This is a genomic window from Sphingomonas epibiotica, assembly GCF_039615155.1.
In the GTDB taxonomy this organism is placed as follows: Bacteria; Pseudomonadota; Alphaproteobacteria; order Sphingomonadales; family Sphingomonadaceae; genus Sphingomonas.
Genome location: NZ_JBDGHY010000001.1, coordinates 626,858 through 644,084, shown reverse-complemented (window position 1 = coordinate 644,084; position 17,227 = coordinate 626,858). Strand labels below are relative to the sequence as shown.

15 protein-coding genes are annotated in these 17,227 nt (G+C 65.6%); 11 read left to right on the top strand and 4 right to left on the bottom strand.

The annotated features are described in order from the left end of the window. Positions 1–111: 111 nt before the first annotated feature. From purF to AAIO73_RS03065, 3 genes are all read left to right on the top strand, one after another. Complete coding sequence (gene purF, locus AAIO73_RS03075) at positions 112–1,572, top strand: amidophosphoribosyltransferase (RefSeq protein WP_242115716.1); 1,461 nt, start codon at positions 112–114, stop codon at positions 1,570–1,572. Continuing rightward, complete coding sequence (locus tag AAIO73_RS03070) at positions 1,569–2,276, top strand: SDR family NAD(P)-dependent oxidoreductase (RefSeq protein WP_345876151.1); 708 nt, start codon at positions 1,569–1,571, stop codon at positions 2,274–2,276. The genes purF and AAIO73_RS03070 overlap by 4 nt, the downstream gene beginning before the upstream one ends. A gap of 113 nt (positions 2,277–2,389) precedes the next feature. Beyond that, the gene (locus tag AAIO73_RS03065) at positions 2,390–2,770 is read left to right on the top strand and encodes a hypothetical protein (protein ID WP_345876150.1); all 381 of its coding nucleotides are present in this window, start codon (positions 2,390–2,392) and stop codon (positions 2,768–2,770) included. A gap of 176 nt (positions 2,771–2,946) precedes the next feature. Here the strand turns inward: AAIO73_RS03065 and AAIO73_RS03060 are convergent, their stop codons facing one another. The 4 genes from AAIO73_RS03060 to AAIO73_RS03045 all read right to left on the bottom strand — a co-directional run bounded on the left by AAIO73_RS03060 (position 2,947) and on the right by AAIO73_RS03045 (position 6,643). Continuing rightward, positions 2,947–3,639, bottom strand: a complete 693-nt coding sequence (locus AAIO73_RS03060; protein WP_345876149.1) for a prolyl hydroxylase family protein — start codon at positions 3,637–3,639, stop codon at positions 2,947–2,949. A 13-nt stretch (positions 3,640–3,652) separates the two neighbouring features. Further along, entirely contained in the window at positions 3,653–4,102 is a 450-nt protein-coding gene (gene mce / locus AAIO73_RS03055) for a methylmalonyl-CoA epimerase (protein ID WP_345876148.1), read from the bottom strand. 141 nt (positions 4,103–4,243) lie between these two features. Further along, entirely contained in the window at positions 4,244–5,770 is a 1,527-nt protein-coding gene (locus AAIO73_RS03050; protein WP_345876147.1) for an acyl-CoA carboxylase subunit beta, read from the bottom strand. 75 nt (positions 5,771–5,845) lie between these two features. Next, complete coding sequence (locus AAIO73_RS03045) at positions 5,846–6,643, bottom strand: DODA-type extradiol aromatic ring-opening family dioxygenase (protein WP_345876146.1); 798 nt, start codon at positions 6,641–6,643, stop codon at positions 5,846–5,848. Between the two features lie 114 nt (positions 6,644–6,757). On the opposite strand from AAIO73_RS03045, the gene AAIO73_RS03040 reads away from it, so the two are divergent. From AAIO73_RS03040 to AAIO73_RS03005, 8 genes are all read left to right on the top strand, one after another. Next, positions 6,758–7,300, top strand: a complete 543-nt coding sequence (locus tag AAIO73_RS03040; protein WP_345876145.1) for a (2Fe-2S)-binding protein — start codon at positions 6,758–6,760, stop codon at positions 7,298–7,300. A 110-nt stretch (positions 7,301–7,410) separates the two neighbouring features. Beyond that, entirely contained in the window at positions 7,411–8,403 is a 993-nt protein-coding gene (locus tag AAIO73_RS03035) for an RcnB family protein (RefSeq protein WP_345876143.1), read from the top strand. A gap of 100 nt (positions 8,404–8,503) precedes the next feature. Further along, a complete protein-coding gene (locus tag AAIO73_RS03030) occupies positions 8,504–9,280 on the top strand; it encodes an enoyl-CoA hydratase-related protein (RefSeq protein ID WP_345876142.1) in 777 nt (258 codons plus the stop codon). 48 nt (positions 9,281–9,328) lie between these two features. Then, positions 9,329–11,458 (top strand): methylmalonyl-CoA mutase, encoded by a 2,130-nt coding sequence (gene scpA, locus AAIO73_RS03025; RefSeq protein WP_345876141.1) that lies wholly within the window; start codon positions 9,329–9,331, stop codon positions 11,456–11,458. An 8-nt stretch (positions 11,459–11,466) separates the two neighbouring features. Continuing rightward, positions 11,467–12,495, top strand: a complete 1,029-nt coding sequence (gene bioB, locus AAIO73_RS03020) for a biotin synthase BioB (protein WP_345876140.1) — start codon at positions 11,467–11,469, stop codon at positions 12,493–12,495. A gap of 33 nt (positions 12,496–12,528) precedes the next feature. Further along, on the top strand, positions 12,529–14,592 hold the full coding sequence (locus AAIO73_RS03015; protein ID WP_345876139.1) for an ATP-binding protein: 2,064 nt from the start codon (positions 12,529–12,531) through the stop codon (positions 14,590–14,592). A gap of 37 nt (positions 14,593–14,629) precedes the next feature. Further along, positions 14,630–16,192: an alpha-amylase family glycosyl hydrolase gene (locus AAIO73_RS03010; RefSeq protein ID WP_526023758.1), complete on the top strand. Its 1,563-nt coding sequence runs from the start codon at positions 14,630–14,632 to the stop codon at positions 16,190–16,192. After that, a complete protein-coding gene (locus AAIO73_RS03005; protein WP_345876137.1) occupies positions 16,192–17,202 on the top strand; it encodes a glycosyltransferase family 4 protein in 1,011 nt (336 codons plus the stop codon). The genes AAIO73_RS03010 and AAIO73_RS03005 overlap by 1 nt, the downstream gene beginning before the upstream one ends. The last annotated feature ends 25 nt before the right edge of the window (positions 17,203–17,227 follow it).

The following is a 17,227-nucleotide window of genomic DNA, read 5'->3' as shown; positions in this document are numbered from 1 at the left end:
CAACTCCTATCGTCGATCATGGTTCCGCCGCAATCGACGATCAAAGGGCGACAAATCGATTCCGCCTGCCTATATGGCAGCCGTGTGACACGCTTATCCCCGGAAGGGCCTATGTTCACCACCCATCCATTCGACGACGACAAGCTGCGCGAAGAGTGCGGCATTTTCGGTGTATCCGGCGCGGACGGCGCTGCGGCGCTGGTGGCCCTCGGCCTCCACGCGCTCCAGCATCGCGGGCAGGAAGCGGCCGGCATCTGCAGCTGGGACGGCGCGATGTTCCATACCCAGCGGGCGCAGGGCCATGTCGCGGGCAATTTCGATCGCCCTGACGTGATCGAATCGCTGCCCGGCGCCACCGCCTGCGGCCATGTCCGCTATTCGACCACCGGCGAGACGTCGAATCGCAACATCCAGCCGCTCTATGCCGAACTGGCGTCGGGTGGGTTCGCGGTGGCGCATAACGGCAATCTTTCCAACGCGATGCGACTGCGGAAGGATCTGGTCCGCACCGGATCGATCTTCCAGTCGACCAGCGATACCGAAGTCATCATCCACCTCGTCGCGACGTCCAACTATCGGACGCTGCTCGACCGGTTCATCGACGCGTTGAAGCAGGTCGAGGGCGCCTATTCGCTGATCTGCATGACGCCCGAGGGGATGATCGCCTGCCGCGACCCGCTCGGCATCCGGCCGCTGGTGATGGGCAAGCTCGGCGACGACGCCTATATCTTCGCTTCCGAAACCGTCGCGCTCGACGTGGTCGGTGCCGAATTCGTGCGCGAAGTCGAACCCGGCGAGCTGGTCATCGTCAAGAATGGCGAACTGCGCTCGATCCGCCCGTTCGCGCCGCTTTCCCCACGTCCCTGCATCTTCGAATGGGTCTATTTCTCGCGCCCCGATTCGATTAGCGACGACCGCTCGATCTATTCGGTGCGCAAGGCGATCGGTGCCGAACTGGCACAGGAAAACCCGGTCGAGGCCGATCTGGTCATCCCGGTCCCTGATTCGGGTGTGCCGGCCGCGATCGGCTATGCGCAGGCGTCGGGCATCCCGTTCGAACTGGGTATCATCCGCTCGCACTATGTCGGCCGCACCTTCATCCAGCCGGGCGACAAGGTCCGCCATCTCGGTGTAAAGCTGAAGCACAATGCCAACCGCAAGCTGATCGAGGGCAAGCGTATCGTCCTGATCGACGACTCGATCGTGCGCGGCACGACGTCGCTCAAGATCGTGCAGATGATGCGCGATGCCGGTGCCGCCGAAGTGCATATGCGCATCGCTTCCCCACCGACCCGGCATAGCTGCTTCTACGGCGTCGACACGCCTGAACGCGCCAAGCTGCTCGCCGCCAAATTCGATCTCGGCGGCATGACCGACTATATCCAGGCGGACAGCCTTGCCTTCGTCTCGATCGACGGGCTGTACCGGGCACTCGGCGAGGCATCGCGCACTTCGGTCCGTCCGAAATATTGCGACGCCTGCTTCACCGGCGACTATCCGACCCCGCTGACCGATCAGGACGAAACCAGCTCGGTCGATCAACTCGCGGTGCTGGCCGAACGCGTCGGATGAGCGATCGGCTGAAGGGGCAGCTGGCCCTCATCACCGGTGCCAGCCGCGGCATCGGTGCCGCCACCGCCATCGCATTGGCCGCAGAGGGCGCGCACGTCATCCTGACCGCGCGCACCACCGGCGGGCTGGAGGAGGTCGAGGACGCGATCTATGCCGCCGGCGGTTCGGCGACGATCGCGCCGGTCGACCTCTTTGATCGTACTGCCATTCCGCAACTGGTGTCGGCGATTGCCGAACGCTGGCGCGCGCTCGACATGCTGGTGCTCAACGCTGGCGCGCTAGGTACGCTGGGGCCGGTGCCGTCGTTCGATCTAAAGGAATTCGACAAGGTGATGGCGCTCAACGTCACCGCCAATGCCGCGCTGATCGCAGCCTTCTCGCCGATGCTGCGGCTGGCACGGTCGGGCAGGGTGGTCGGCGTCACCTCGTCGGTTGGCGCCGCCCCGCGTGCCTATTGGGGCATGTACGGCGCGTCGAAGGCGGCGTTCGACAACATCATCGCCAGCTACGGCCTCGAAATGGCGAACATCTCGCCGGTCCGTACCGCGATCGTCGATCCTGGTGCTACCCGGACGAAGATGCGCGAACGTGCCTATCCTGGCGAAGATCCCCAATCGGTAAAGCCGCCAGAGCGTGTCGCGGATGCGATCGTGCGGCTGATGGCCGGCGGTTTTGACAGCGGCACCCGCATCCGCGTCGACTGACGAAGGTTCCGGACCCCGGCAAAAACAAATAGTTGGTTATTGCCGGGGCCGGCTCCGGCTTCGCTCGTTGTCCGGCGGCTGCGCGTGCAGCTTGCCGTTCGAGGAGCCTTTGCATGGCCGTTAAATTCGCCGGAACGATGAACGCGATCAATCGCGGACTGGACGAAACCAAGCCCGCCAAGGGCGCGACGATGATCGAGGATTGGGAAGCGGCGCTGGCCGATACCGACGTGCCGGGCGCCAAAGGCATCCTGCGCGACCTCGCCTCGCTGCGCAAGCAACTGGAAAAGGACGCGCCGGACAGCGATCGGGTCCACGACCTGCTTCACCGCTTGGGTGCGGCCACGACCAAGATCGCCGAGAAATCCGACAAGCAGCAGGACAAGCTGCGTGCTCTCGGCGAAGCGTTGAGCGAAGCGGGCGAAGAAGCACCCGACGAGGAAGAAGACACCGAAGCCGCCGCCGCCCCGAAGCGGGCGCGCAAGAAGGCATAAGACCTAGGCAGCGGGTCGTTTCCCGACGACCCGCTGCCCCGCTTTCGCTTTCCTACAGCCCCATCAGGGACCATCATCGTCACTTCGGACCGGGTCCAGGATGACTTGGTGCTTTGAGATAGGGGACAGCGCCACGCAAAACCGTGGCAAGTGTGAACTTTGTGAACTTTGGTGGCTTAGGGCTGGACCGTCGGCGTCCATGGCCGCTCGCGAAACCACTTGGTTATGATGTACTTGGTCCCCTCGACCACCGCCATCCCCTCGTGCAGCGTCGACAGATTGGGGCTGCCATCGGCGTTCATGTTGTTCCACGCGATCAGCATGCCCGGACGCGGATTGAAGCGGACCCCGGCGACCGGAAACCAGGTCGCGCCGCCTTGGTCGACCTCGTTCAGATAGACCATCGCCGTCCAGGTCCGCTGCCCGCCCTGTACCGCCATCGACGCCCAATAATGTTCGTTTTCGTTGAAATAATCGCCATGCGCGCGGAACTGCTGCCCCGGGGCGTAACGCTGCCCCTGCATCGTCTCGCCATATTCGGGCGGGATGCCGAGCAAATGCGCGATCCGCTCGTCGATCGGTTGCAGGTCCGGGTGCCAGCGGTCGAGGTCGCAGCTGTCCGAGGTCCGGAAATTCGGATCGTTGCTGCTCGTCAGCAACGTCGATTTGCGCCGTCCGGCATCGATCGTCGCCATCAGCAGTTCACATTGATCCTCCGACAGAAAGTCGGGGAGCGCGAACAGCACCGCCGCCTCGGTCTTGGCGCGGCGGATGCCGGGCATGGCGGCAAGCCTCGCCTCGACCGTCCGGCCCCATTCTGCCCGGACGGGGGAGGGGCCACCGGGCGCTTTACGGACAGGGTTGTTCATGACCGGAGTTCAATCAGATAGCGGCCGGAGTGTCGAGGGGAAGCGATCCGTGACCGACCGGCGTCTCCACCAACTCGATCAGCACCCCGCCCATGTCGCGCGGATGGACGAAGACGATCGGCGTCCCGTGCGCCCCGATCCGCGGCGCGCCCAGCACCCGCGCGCCTTTCGACGTCAGGTCGGCGATTGCGGCATAGATATCCGCGACCTCGAAGCACAGATGATGCTGCCCGCCCGCCGGATTCTTGGCCAGAAAGCCGGAGATCGGCGAGCTGTCGTCATACGGTTCGATCAGTTCGATCTGCGTATTGGGCGCATCGATGAAGCAGACCCTCACCCCCTGCGCCGGTAGATCGAACGGCTCCCCGATGGCGTTGGCGCCGAGCAGGTCACGATACATCGCGATCGATGCTTCGATCGACGGCGTCGCAACCCCGACATGGTTCAACCGCCCAAGCATCACAACTCCTCCCCGGCACGGGGAGGGGGACCGTCCGCGCAGCGGATGGTGGAGGGGGGCATCGCCGAAGCGCAAGCGTGGCCGAGCAGGCCAACCCCCTCCACCAGCTGCGCTGGTCCCCTTCCCTGCGAAGTAGGGAGGACCTTACAGCGGAATATTGTCATGCTTCTTCCAAGGGTTTTCGAGCTTCTTGTTCCGGAGCTTGCGCAACCCCAGAGCCACCCGCCGCCGGGTGGAATGCGGCAGGATCACTTCGTCGATGAACCCCTTGCTCGCCGCGACGAACGGGTTGGCGAAGCGTGCCTCATATTCCGCCGTTCGTGCGGCGACCTCTTCCGGATCCTTCGACCGGAAGATGATCTCGACCGCACCCTTCGCGCCCATGACCGCGATTTCAGCGGTCGGCCACGCATAATTCAGGTCGCCGCGCAGATGCTTTGACGCCATCACGTCATAGGCACCGCCATACGCCTTGCGCGTAATGACCGTAATCTTCGGCACCGTCGCCTCGGCATAGGCGAACAGCAGCTTCGCGCCATGCTTGATGATCCCCGAATGTTCCTGCCCGACCCCCGGCAGGAAGCCCGGCACGTCGACGAAGGTCACGATCGGGATGTCGAACGCGTCGCAGAAGCGCACGAACCGTGCAGCCTTCTTCGACGAATTGATGTCAAGGCACCCGGCCAGCACCATCGGCTGATTGGCGACGATGCCGACGGTTCGACCCTCGATCCGTCCGAAGCCGATGATGATGTTGCCGGCATGTGCTGGCTGCAGTTCGAAGAATTCGCCGTCGTCGACCGTCCGCACGATCAGTTCGTGCATGTCGTAGGGCTGGTTGGCGCTAGGCGGGATCAGCGTGTCGAGGCTGGGTTCGATCCGGTCCCATGGATCGTCGCTCGGCCGGACCGGCACGCCGCTGCGATTGTTGGCGGGCAGGAAATCGACGAAATCGCGTGCCGCCAGCAGCGCCTCGATATCATTCTCGAACGCGCAATCGGCGACCGACGACTTGGTGGTATGGGTGATCGCACCACCCAATTCCTCCTGAGTTACCACCTCGTTCGTCACCGTCTTCACCACGTCCGGCCCGGTCACGAACATGTAGCTCGAATCCTTCACCATGAAGATGAAGTCGGTCATAGCCGGCGAATAGACCGCACCGCCCGCGCACGGCCCCATGATGAGCGACAGCTGCGGCACGACGCCCGATGCCAGCACGTTGCGCTGGAACACCTCGGCATAGCCGCCGAGCGACGCGACGCCTTCCTGGATGCGCGCTCCACCCGAATCGTTCAGCCCGATGACCGGCGCGCCGACCTTCATCGCCATATCCATGATCTTGCAGATCTTCTGCGCATGGCGTTCCGACAGCGATCCGCCGAATACGGTGAAGTCCTGGCTGAACACATAGACCAGCCGGCCGTTGACCGTGCCCGACCCGGTCACCACCCCGTCGCCCGGGACGACCTGCGACGGCATGCCGAAATCGACGCAATTATGTTCGACATACATGTCGAGTTCCTCGAACGACCCTTCGTCGAGGAATACGTCCAGCCGTTCGCGCGCGGTCAGCTTGCCCTTGGCATGTTGCGCGGCGACGCGTTTCTCACCGCCGCCGGCGCGGGCTGCCGCACGCCGCTGTTCCAACGCTTCGAGTGCTTCGAGCATCGTCTCTCCTTGGCCCCTTGATGGGCGTTTCCGCCCTTGTGCCAGCAGGACGCGGCAAAGCGCAACATTCTTGCGTCACCCGAAGCGATAGCCCGAAACGACCCAGCCCATCACCGTGTCGCGATAGTCGCAGACCGCCGGCCCGTTGCCGCCCGCCCCCAGCGCCACCATCAGCGGCAGGAGATGCTCCGCCTCGGGGTGCGCGAAGCGGGCATGGGGCAGATGTTCCCAGTCGGCGACCCTTGCCGCCCGCCGCGCCGGATCGGGATCGGTCACCGCCGCGGTCAGCGCATGGTCCCATTCGTCGGCAACCCGCGTGACCGATGGGCCGCGCGCCCGCAAATTATGAAAACTCATCCCCGACCCGACGATCAACACCCCTTCGTCGCGCAACGGCGCCAGCGCTCGTCCCATCGCGATATGCGCGGCCGGATCGAGCGACCGGTCGAGAGACATCTGCGCCAGTGGAATATCGGCCCCCGGCACCGCGACCATCATCGGAATGAACACGCCATGGTCCCATCCGCGCCGTTCCTCTTCCGCCGTCGCGAAGCCCGCCGCCTGCAACAACCCCGCCGCCCGCCGCGCGACGTCTGGCGCGCCGGCCGCATCCCAGCGCAGGTGATAGGTATGTTCGGGAAAGCCGTAATAATCGAACAGAAGTTCGGGCCGCTCGCCGACATGCACAGTCGGCACCGGCGCCTCCCAATGGCCGGAGATCATCAGGACCGCCCGTGGCCGTTCGGGCAGCGACGCGATCACCCCGGCAAGATAGTCCTGCATGGGACGCCACATCGGGTCCGGCGCTTCGCCGGGGTGCAGGAAGAAGCAGGGGCCGCCGCCATGCGGCACGAACAGGGTTGGTAAGGTCATGGGGGAAAACATCGCCCCGCTCGGACAGGCCGACAAGATCGCACGGGGAAACGACCGGTTTCCCGATCCATGGGGTTGGCGCGGACGCACGATCCTTCCTACAAGGCCGACGCCATGACCCGGTTCACCGTCAACAATCTGCCGCAGGAATATCGGCTCGACCCCGAAACGCCGCTGCTGTGGGCGCTGCGCGACGTGTCCAACCTGACCGGCACCAAATATGGCTGCGGCTCGGGGCATTGCGGTGCCTGTACCGTCGATATCGACGGGCGCGCGGTCAAGTCCTGCCAGGTCACGATCGGGAGTATCGAGGGCACGTTCGTCACCACGATCGAGGGGCTGGCCCGCGACCGCAGCCATCCGGTCCAGGCGGCGTTCCTTGCGGCGCAGGTCGTGCAATGCGGTTATTGCATTCCCGGCTTCGTCATGACGACCGCCGCGCTGCTGCGCGCGAACCGCGATCCGGACGAGACGACGATCGCGGCGGCGCTGACCAATTTGTGTCGTTGCGGCATCTATCCCCGGCTCATCGATGCGGTGCGGCAGGCGGCTGCCGCCGCACGCGGCGATGCGACCCTCGCACCCCCGCCGCAGCCTGGAATCGACCCTGCCGAAGCGGCACGCGAAACGCCCGCACTAACCCCGCCCAAACCATAGCGGCCATTTCTTTCAATCGGCTGTCATCGCCATTCAGCCACGGTTGATCGCACCGGTCCTATGCCGGCATCATCGAAGCCGGCGACATCCGGCGGTGAAGGGAAGCCGAGATGAAGAACCGTTTCCTGCTGGCGTTGCTGAGCGTGACCGCCCTGGTCCCGAGTGCGGCGATGGCGCAGCCCGAGCGTGAGGGGCGGGGGCCCCGCATGCGCGAGCGGATCGAGCGTTCGCCGGGTGGCGAAACGCCCGCGGCACGCGCCGAATTCCGCAACGATATTCGCGTTGAGGCACCCGCGCCGCGCCCCGAACAGCGTCGCGAGTCGCCCGGCTTCGAACCGCGCGGCGATCGGCCCGACCGTGGTCCTGGCTTCGAACGGCGCGACCCGCCGCGCGATGCGCAGGGACAGATCGATCGCGACACGTTGCGCGGTCAGTGGCAGCGGGGCCAACGCGAAGAGCGCGAGGATCGCGGCTGGCAGCGCGCGCCGCAGCCGGGCCAGCCCGATCGTGGCTGGCAGCGTCCGCCCCAGCCCGACATGCCCGACCGCTTCGAACGCCGCGATCCGCCGCGTGACGTGCAGGGCCAGATCGACCGTGAGGCGCTGCGTCGCGATTGGCCGCGTCGCGACGGTCGCGGTGTGCAGGATCGCGATCGGCGCGAGCAATGGCGGCGCGAACAGCTTCGCCGCGACCAGTGGAATGGTGATGGCTGGGCTGGGCGCGACCGCGACTGGAACCGCAACGGCTGGGACCGCGGCAATTGGGAACGCGACCGCTGGGGCAATAACGGCCAATGGGATCGCGGCTGGCGGCGCGACGACCGGTACGACTGGAACCGTTATCGCGAACGCAACCGCAGCCTGTACCGCCTGCCGCGCTATTATGCGCCGCAGGGTTGGGGCTATGGCTATCGCCGCTTCGGCGTCGGCGTCCGGCTGAATTCGTTCCTGTTCGGGTCGAACTACTGGATCAACGATCCCTTCTATTATCGCCTGCCCGAGGCTTGGGGACCGTATCGCTGGGTTCGCTATTACAACGACGCGCTGCTGGTCGACATCCGCTCGGGTCAGGTCGTCGACGTCGAATACGACATCTTCTGGTAAGCGGTTCGTGGCGGGGGGCACCCCGCCACGGTTCGTTTGCGCTGGCAATCGCCGCGGGCTTTCCGCAAAACCGTATCAAAAGATACGGGAGAGCGATTCGATGGCAGGCGATATCCGGGTGGCGCGCGATGGGGACGTGCTGCGCATCACCCTCGACCGGCCCGAGCGGCTGAACGCCGCCCCGCCGGCGATGTTCGATGCGATCCGCGATGCGCTGGCGGATCTCGGCGGCGCGCGTGCGGTGCTGTTGACCGGCGAAGGGCGCGCTTTCTGCTCCGGCGCGGACGTTGCGGCGGTGCAGGCCGCCGGTGACGCACCCGCTGCGACCCACCATTCGCTGATCCATCATTACAATCCCTGTCTGCAGGCGATCGCCGACCTGCCGGTCCCGATCGTCAGCGCCGTGCGCGGCGCGGCGGCCGGCATCGGGTGCAGCCTCGCGCTCGCTGCCGATTTCTGCGTCGCATCCGATGACGCCTATTTCCTGCAGGCCTTCGTCAATATCGGCCTCGTGCCCGATGGCGGGGCAAGCTGGATGCTGCCGCGCCTGATCGGGCGGGCGCGGGCGGCGCGGATGATGCTACTCGGCGAGCGCGTACCCGCCGCGACCGCGCTCGATTGGGGCATGATCCATGCGGTGGTCGCCGCCGATGCGCTCGACGACGAAGCGCTGGCGCTCGCCCGGCGGCTGGCGGCAGGGCCGACGGTCGCGCTCGGCCTGACCCGCCGCAACCTCACCTACGCCCTCGATCACGACTATCCCGTGGCGATGGTCCGCGAGGCGGAGGCACAGCGCAGCGCCGCCGCCAGCGCCGACGCCCGCGAAGGCACCGCCGCCTTCCTCGCCAAACGCACTCCCCGGTTCGAAGGGCGCTGACATGACCGACCTCGACTTGTCCCCCCGCCGGGCGCTAGGGAAGCACGAATGACCGGCCCGACGATCGAAGACTGGCAGAAGCTCGCCGCGCGTGAGGTGAAGGATGCCGACCTCACCTGGCACACGCCGGAAGGAATCGCGGTCAAGCCGCTCTACACCGCCGCCGACGCGCCCGATCCCGGCCTGCCCGGCTTCGCCCCGTTCACCCGCGGGGTGAAGGCGTCGATGTATGCGGGCCGGCCCTGGACCATCCGCCAATATGCCGGCTTCTCGACCGCCGAGGAATCGAACGCCTTCTACCGCCGCAACCTCGCGGCGGGGCAGAAGGGGCTGTCGGTCGCCTTCGATCTCGCCACCCATCGCGGATATGACAGCGATCATCCGCGCGTGGCGGGGGACGTGGGCAAGGCCGGGGTCGCGATCGACACGATCGACGACATGAAGATCCTGTTCGACGGCATCCCGCTCGACACCATGTCGGTCAGCATGACGATGAACGGTGCGGTCCTGCCGTGCCTCGCCTTCTACATCGTCGCGGCGGAGGAGCAGGGCGTCGGCCCGGAGAAGCTGGCGGGCACGATCCAGAACGACATTCTCAAGGAGTTCATGGTCCGCAACACGTATATCTATCCGCCCGAGCCATCGATGCGGATCGTGTCGGACATCATCGCCTATACCGCCGAGCACATGCCGCGTTTCAACAGCATCTCGATCAGCGGCTATCACATGCACGAGGCCGGGGCGACGGCGGTGCAGGAACTTGCCTTCACTTTGGCCGACGGCATGGCCTATGTCCGCGCGGCACTGGAGCGCGGGCTGGATATCGACGCGTTCGCCGGGCGGCTGTCCTTCTTCTTCGGCATTGGCATGAACTTCTTCATGGAGATCGCCAAGCTGCGCGCCGCGCGCACCCTGTGGAGCCGGATCATCGCCGATTTCGGTGGCAATACGCGTAGCCAGATGCTGCGCACCCATTGCCAGACGAGCGGCGTGTCGCTGACCGAACAGGACCCCTACAACAACGTCATCCGCACCACCGTCGAGGCGATGGCCGCGACCTTCGGCGGCACCCAGTCGCTCCATACCAACTCGCTCGACGAAGCGGTCGCGCTGCCGACCGACTTCTCCGCCCGGATCGCGCGCAATACGCAGCTGATCCTTCAGGAAGAGACGGGCATGACCCATGTCGTCGATCCGCTGGGCGGCAGCTATTATGTCGAGGCGCTGACGAAGGAACTGGCCGACAAGGCGTGGGCGCTGATCGAGGAGGTTGAGGCGGCGGGCGGCATGATCGACGCCGTCAATCAGGGCATTCCCAAGGAACATATCGAGCGTGCCGCCGCCGCACGGCAGGCGCGCGTCGATCGCGCCGAGGACGTGATCGTCGGCGTGAACAAATATCGGCTGGCGGAAGAGACGCCGATCGACATCCTTTCGATCGACAACGCCAAGGTCCGCGCCGACCAAATCCGCCGGATCGAGCATGTCCGTGCGAACCGCGATGAGGTCGCGACGCAGGCGGCACTCGGTGCGCTCCGCGACGGGGCGGCGGGCGATGCCAACCTGCTCGCCCTGTGCGTAGCGGCTGCCCGGGCGCGGGCGACGCTCGGCGAAATGTCGGCGGCGATGGAGGTCGCCTTCGGTCGCCATGCCGTGTCGGTCACGCCGGTCAAGGGCATTTACGGTCCGGCCCATGCCGATGACAGCGGCTGGCTGCGTGCCGGCGAAGGCGTTGCGGCGGTCGAACGGCGGCTGGGGCGCAAGCCCCGGATGCTGGTCGCCAAGATGGGACAGGACGGCCATGATCGCGGCGCCAACGTCGTTGCCAGCGCCTTTGCCGATCTCGGCTTCGACATCGTGTCGGGTCCGTTGTTCCAGACGCCGCAGGAAACCGCCGATCTGGCGATCGCGGAAGCGGTCGACGTCGTCGGTGCCTCCAGCCTGGCCGCTGGGCACAACACATTGATTCCCGAACTGATCGAGCGCTTGGCGGCGGCGGGTCGCGCCGATATCCGCGTCATCGCTGGCGGGGTTATCCCGCCACAGGATTATGCGCTGCTCCGCGAGGCCGGGGTGGCGGCGATTTTCGGACCGGGCACCAATCTGGTCCATGCAGCGGCGGAGGTGCTGAAACTGCTCGGCCACAACCTCCCGCCGGTTGGAGAAACTGTCGAATGAATGTGATTGTGCCCGTTGAAGCTCGAATCGCCGCGCCGGAAACTGGTGTCCGTACCGATTGGACCCGCGCGGAAATCGCCGACCTCTTCGACCTGCCCTTCGACGAACTGATGTTCCGTGCCCAGACCGTCCACCGTACCCATCACGCGGTCGGTCAGGTCCAGCTCTGCACCTTGCTGTCGATCAAGACCGGCGGCTGCCCGGAGGACTGCGGCTATTGCTCGCAATCGGCCAGCGCCGACACCCAGCTCAAGGCCGAAAAGCTGATGGACGTCGACGCCGTCCTTGCCAGCGCGGCGGAGGCCAAGGCCGCGGGATCGCAGCGTTTCTGCATGGGGGCGGCATGGCGCAACCCCAAGGACCGCGACATGGACAAGATCGTGGCGATGGTCGAGGGCGTGGCCGCGATGGGCATGGAAACCTGCATGACGTTGGGCATGCTCTCCCCCGATCAGGCAAAGCGGCTGGGTCAGGCGGGCCTCGATTATTACAACCACAATATCGACACCTCCCCCGAAAACTATGCCAACGTCATCACCACGCGAACGTTCGACGATCGGCTCGACACGCTGGCGCATGTGCGCGAGGCGGGGATCAACGTCTGCTGCGGCGGGATCGTCGGCATGGGCGAGACCCGCGCCGATCGCGTCGGCTTCGTCCATGCGCTTGCCACCCTGCCGCGCCATCCCGAAAGCGTGCCGGTCAACGCGCTGGTCCCGGTCAAGGGCACCGTGCTCGGCAACATGCTGGCCGACACGCCGCTCGCAAAACTAGATGATATCGAGTTCGTCCGCACTGTGGCCGTCGCGCGCATCACCATGCCGCTCAGCATGGTCCGGCTGTCGGCAGGTCGCGAAAGTATGTCGGATGCGACGCAGGCCTTATCCTTTATGGCCGGCGCCAATTCGATCTTCACCGGCGACCGCCTGCTGACGGCGGGCAATGCCGGCGACGATGCCGATGCGGCACTGCTAGCGAAACTCGGGATGACGCCGATGGTCGCCGAGGAACCGATGCGAAAGGCGTCATGCTGCTGACCCTGTAAAAACAGGGCGGATTAGGAGAGCGATTTGTTCAAGAAGATTTTGGTCGCGAACCGGGGTGAGATTGCCTGTCGCGTGATGCGCACCGCCAAGCGGATGGGCATCGCCACGGTCGCGGTCTATTCCGACGCCGATGCGCGGGCGCCGCATGTGATGATGGCGGATGAGAGCGTGCGGCTCGGGCCGGCGCCCGCCGCGCAAAGCTATCTCGTCCCCGAACTGATCCTCGCCGCTGCCAGGGCGACCGGTGCGGACTGTATCCATCCGGGCTACGGCTTCCTGTCGGAACGCGAAAGCTTTGCCCGCGCCTGTGCCGATGCCGGCATCGCCTTTGTCGGCCCGCCGCCGAACGCGATCGCAGCGATGGGCGACAAGATTGAATCGAAGAAGCTGGCACAGGCCGCCGGCGTCAACGTCGTCCCGGGTTTCCTTGGCGAGATCGTCGATACCGAGCAGGCGGTCCGCATCGCCACCGACATTGGCTATCCGGTGATGATGAAGGCATCGGCCGGCGGCGGCGGCAAGGGGATGCGCCTCGCCTGGTCCGAACAGGACGTCCGCGAAGGGTTCGAGGCGACCAAGCGCGAAGGGCTGGCCAGTTTCGGCGACGACCGCGTCTTCATCGAGAAATTCATCGAAAGCCCGCGCCACATCGAAATCCAGGTGCTGGGCGACCAGCATGGCAACATCGTCTATCTCGGCGAGCGCGAATGCTCGATCCAGCGCCGCCACCAGAAGGTCGTCGAGGAAGCGCCGTCGCCCTTCGTCACGCCCGCGATGCGCAAGGCGATGGGCGAACAGGCGGTCGCACTGGCGCGTGCGGTCGGCTATTATTCGGCGGGCACCGTCGAACTGATCGTTTCCGGCGCCGATACGACCGGTGAAAGCTTCTACTTCCTCGAAATGAACACCCGGCTGCAGGTCGAGCATCCGGTGACTGAGGAAATTACCGGCCTTGATCTGGTCGAACAGATGCTGCGCGTCGCGGCGGGCGAACCGCTCGCCTTTATGCAGGATGAGGTGAAGCTGACCGGCTGGGCGATCGAAAACCGCGTCTATGCCGAAGACCCCTATCGCGGCTTCCTGCCCAGTACGGGTAGGTTAGTGCGCTATAATCCTCCCCGGAACGGGGAGGGGGACCATGCGAAGCATGATGGAGGGGGGCTTCGGCAAACAACGTCACTTGATACCGCGGCGCCACGCACCCGCGTCGACGACGGCGTCGTCGAGGGCGGCGAGGTCAGCATGTTCTACGACCCGATGATCGCCAAGCTCGTCACTTGGGCACCGACCCGCGAAGCCGCGATCGATGCGCAGGTCGCCGCGCTCGATCGGTTCGAACTGGCCGGGGTCGGCAACAATATCGACTTCCTCTCGGCGATCATGCAGCACCCCCGCTTCCGCGCAGGGGCGCTGACCACCGGCTTCATCGCCGAGGAATATCCCGAGGGTTTCCACGGAGCCCCCGCCGACGAAGCGCTGCTCCGCAAGCTGGCGGCGATCGCGGTCGTCGCCGACGTCGAACAGACGCACCGGGCGAGCTCGATCGACGGGCAACTTGGCAACCGTCTATATCCGTCGACCCAGCGCATCGTGACCACCGGCGATCATCGCTACGACATCTGTGTCGACGGCTATGAAGGCGGATTACTGGTCAACATCGATGACGCCGCCCCGCTCGACGTCGTCATGCATTGGCGCCCTTCGCAACGGGTCGTGACCGCGCGTATCGACGGCGAGGAACTGACCGCCCGCATCGCCCGCACCAACGGCGGTTGGAAGTTGACGACGCGTGGCGCCACTCATACGCTCCGTGTTCTGCCGCCGCATGTCGCCGCGCTGACCCGGCACATGCTCGACAAAGTCCCGCCCGACCTGTCGCGCTTCCTGCTCTGCCCGATGCCCGGCCTGTTGACCCGCGTCGAGGTCGCCGAAGGACAGCGCGTCGAGGCCGGACAGCCGCTCGCGGTGGTCGAGGCGATGAAGATGGAAAATATCCTGCGCGCCGAACGTCCCGGCACCGTCGCCCGCATCGCCCATGCCCCCGGTGACAGCCTTGCCGTCGATGCGGTCATCATGGAGTTCGAATAAGGGAACGTTTTGCCCGCTGGCGGCTTGTCCGCGGGTGATCGTTTCATCCGCGCAACCATGGTGGCAGGCCGCCACCATCTACCAGATCTACCCTCGGTCCTTCGCCGACAGCGACGGCGACGGGATCGGCGACTTGCGCGGTATCGCCGATCGGCTCGACCATCTGGTGACGCTGGGCGTCGATGCGCTGTGGATCTCGCCGATCTTCCCGTCGCCCATGGCGGATTTCGGCTATGACGTCGCCGACTATACCGGCATCGACCCGCGCTTCGGCACGCTTGCCGACTTCGACGCGCTGCTGGCCAAGGCGCATGGGTTGGGTCTGCGCGTCCTGCTCGATTTCGTGCCGAACCACAGTTCCGACCAGCATCCCTGGTTCGTCGAAAGCCGGTCGTCGCGCGACAATCCCAAGCGCGACTGGTATATCTGGCACGATCCCGCTCCCGATGGCGGCCCGCCCAACAACTGGATCAGCGATTTCGGTGGTCCGGCCTGGACGCTCGATGTCGCGACCGGCCAATATTACTCGCGCGCCTTCCTGCCCGAACAGCCCGACCTGAATTGGCGCAATCCGGACGTGCGCGCGGCGATGCTGGATGCGATGCGCTTCTGGTTCGACCGCGGCGTCGACGGGTTCCGTATCGACGTGCTGTGGCACATGGTAAAGCATGCCGACTTCCCCGACAATCCCCTCAACCCCGACTATTGCGACGGCATGGGCGATATGCACCGCGTCCTCCAGCTGAACTCGACCGATCAGCCCGAAGTTCATGCCATCGCCGCCGACATGCGTGAACTGGCCGATCGCTACAACGCGGTCCTGGTCGGTGAAATCTATCTGCCCGTGCCCAAGCTGATGACCTACTACGGGTCGGCCGACGCGCCTGAAGTCCATCTGCCCTTCAACTTCCAATTGATCGAAGCCGGCTGGAACGCTGCCGAACTGGCCGACCGCATCACCGAATATGAAGCGGCACTGCCGGCAGACGGCTGGCCCAACTGGGTGCTCGGCAATCACGACCGCCCGCGCATCGCCACCCGCGTCGGTGCAGCGCAAGCTCGCGTGGCGGCGATACTATTGCTGACGTTGCGTGGTACGCCGACCCTGTATCAGGGCGACGAACTTGGGTTGCCCGATGCGCAGGTGCCTGCCGATAAGGTGCAGGACCCCCGCGAACTGCGCGAGCCGGGCCTCGGTCTCGGGCGCGATCCGGTCCGTACGCCGCTGCCATGGACCGGGGAGGACGGCTTCACCACCGGCGAGCCATGGCTGCCGATCGATCCGGCGCACCTGCCGCTGAACGTCTCGGCGCAGTCTGACGACCCGCAATCGATGCTGACCCTATACCGTCGCCTGCTGGCTCTGCGCCGCGCAACCCCGGCACTGGCCACCGGCACGATCGGTGACGTCCGTGCCGAGGGCGACGTCCTCACCTATGTCCGCAGCGACGGCACCGATCGCTACCGCATCGCGCTCAACCTCGGCCATGCGTCCGCCGCGATCGATCTCGAACCCGGCACGGTCCTGCTGTCGACGCACGACACCGCGACCGCCGCCACCCTTCGCCCCGACGAAGCCCTGATCCTGAAAGTCGACTGATGCGCATCGCCATGCTCGCCCCCATCGCGTGGCGCACGCCACCGCGGCATTACGGCCCGTGGGAACTGGTCACCAGCCTCTTGACCGAGGCGCTGGTCGCGCGCGGACTGGACGTAACGCTGTTCGCCACGCTCGACAGCCGGACATCGGGAACGCTCGCGGGCGTCGTGCCCGCACCCTATAGCGAAGACCCGTCGATCGATGCGAAGGTGTGGGAGTTCGCCCATCTCGCCCATGTCTTCGAACGCGCCGGTGAGTTCGACCTGATCCACAATCAGGCTGACTTCCCGGCGCATGCCTTTTCGGGGCTGGTCGACACGCCGATGGTCACCACCATACACGGCTTTTCCTCCGACCGCATCTTGCCGATGTACGCGCCCTATCAGGGCCGGGTGCACTATGTCGCGATCAGCGATGCCGACCGGCACCCGTCGCTACGCTATGCTGCGACGATCCATCACGGCATCCCGCTCGGCGACTTTCCCTTCGACCCGACCGGGAGCGAAGACCTGCTCTTCTTCGGCCGGATGCATCCCGACAAGGGCGCGGCGGAAGCGGTCACGGCGGCCCAGGCTAGCGACCGCCGACTGCACATGGCTGGCATCGTCCAAGACGACCGCTATTGGCGCGAACAGGTCGAACCGCATATCGATGGCGAACAGATCGTTTATCACGGCGCGGTCGGCGGCAAGGCGCGCACCGATCTGCTGGGCGGCGCCCGAGCGCTCCTGCATCTGATCGGTTTTGACGAACCCTTCGGCCTGTCGGTCGTCGAGGCGATGGCCTGCGGCACGCCGGTCATCGCCTATAACCGCGGATCGATGCCCGAATTGATCGAGGACGGCGTCAACGGCTTCTTGGTCGACAATCTCGACCAAGCTATCGCCGCGATCGACCGGGTAGGGGAGATCGACCGCGCCGCCTGTCGCGCACGCGTTGCCGACCGTTTCTCGGTCGAGGTGATGGCCGAACGCTATCATGCGTTATACACTTCGATCCTCGGCGGCTGAAACCGCGCCAAGTCGTTGAGAGTTC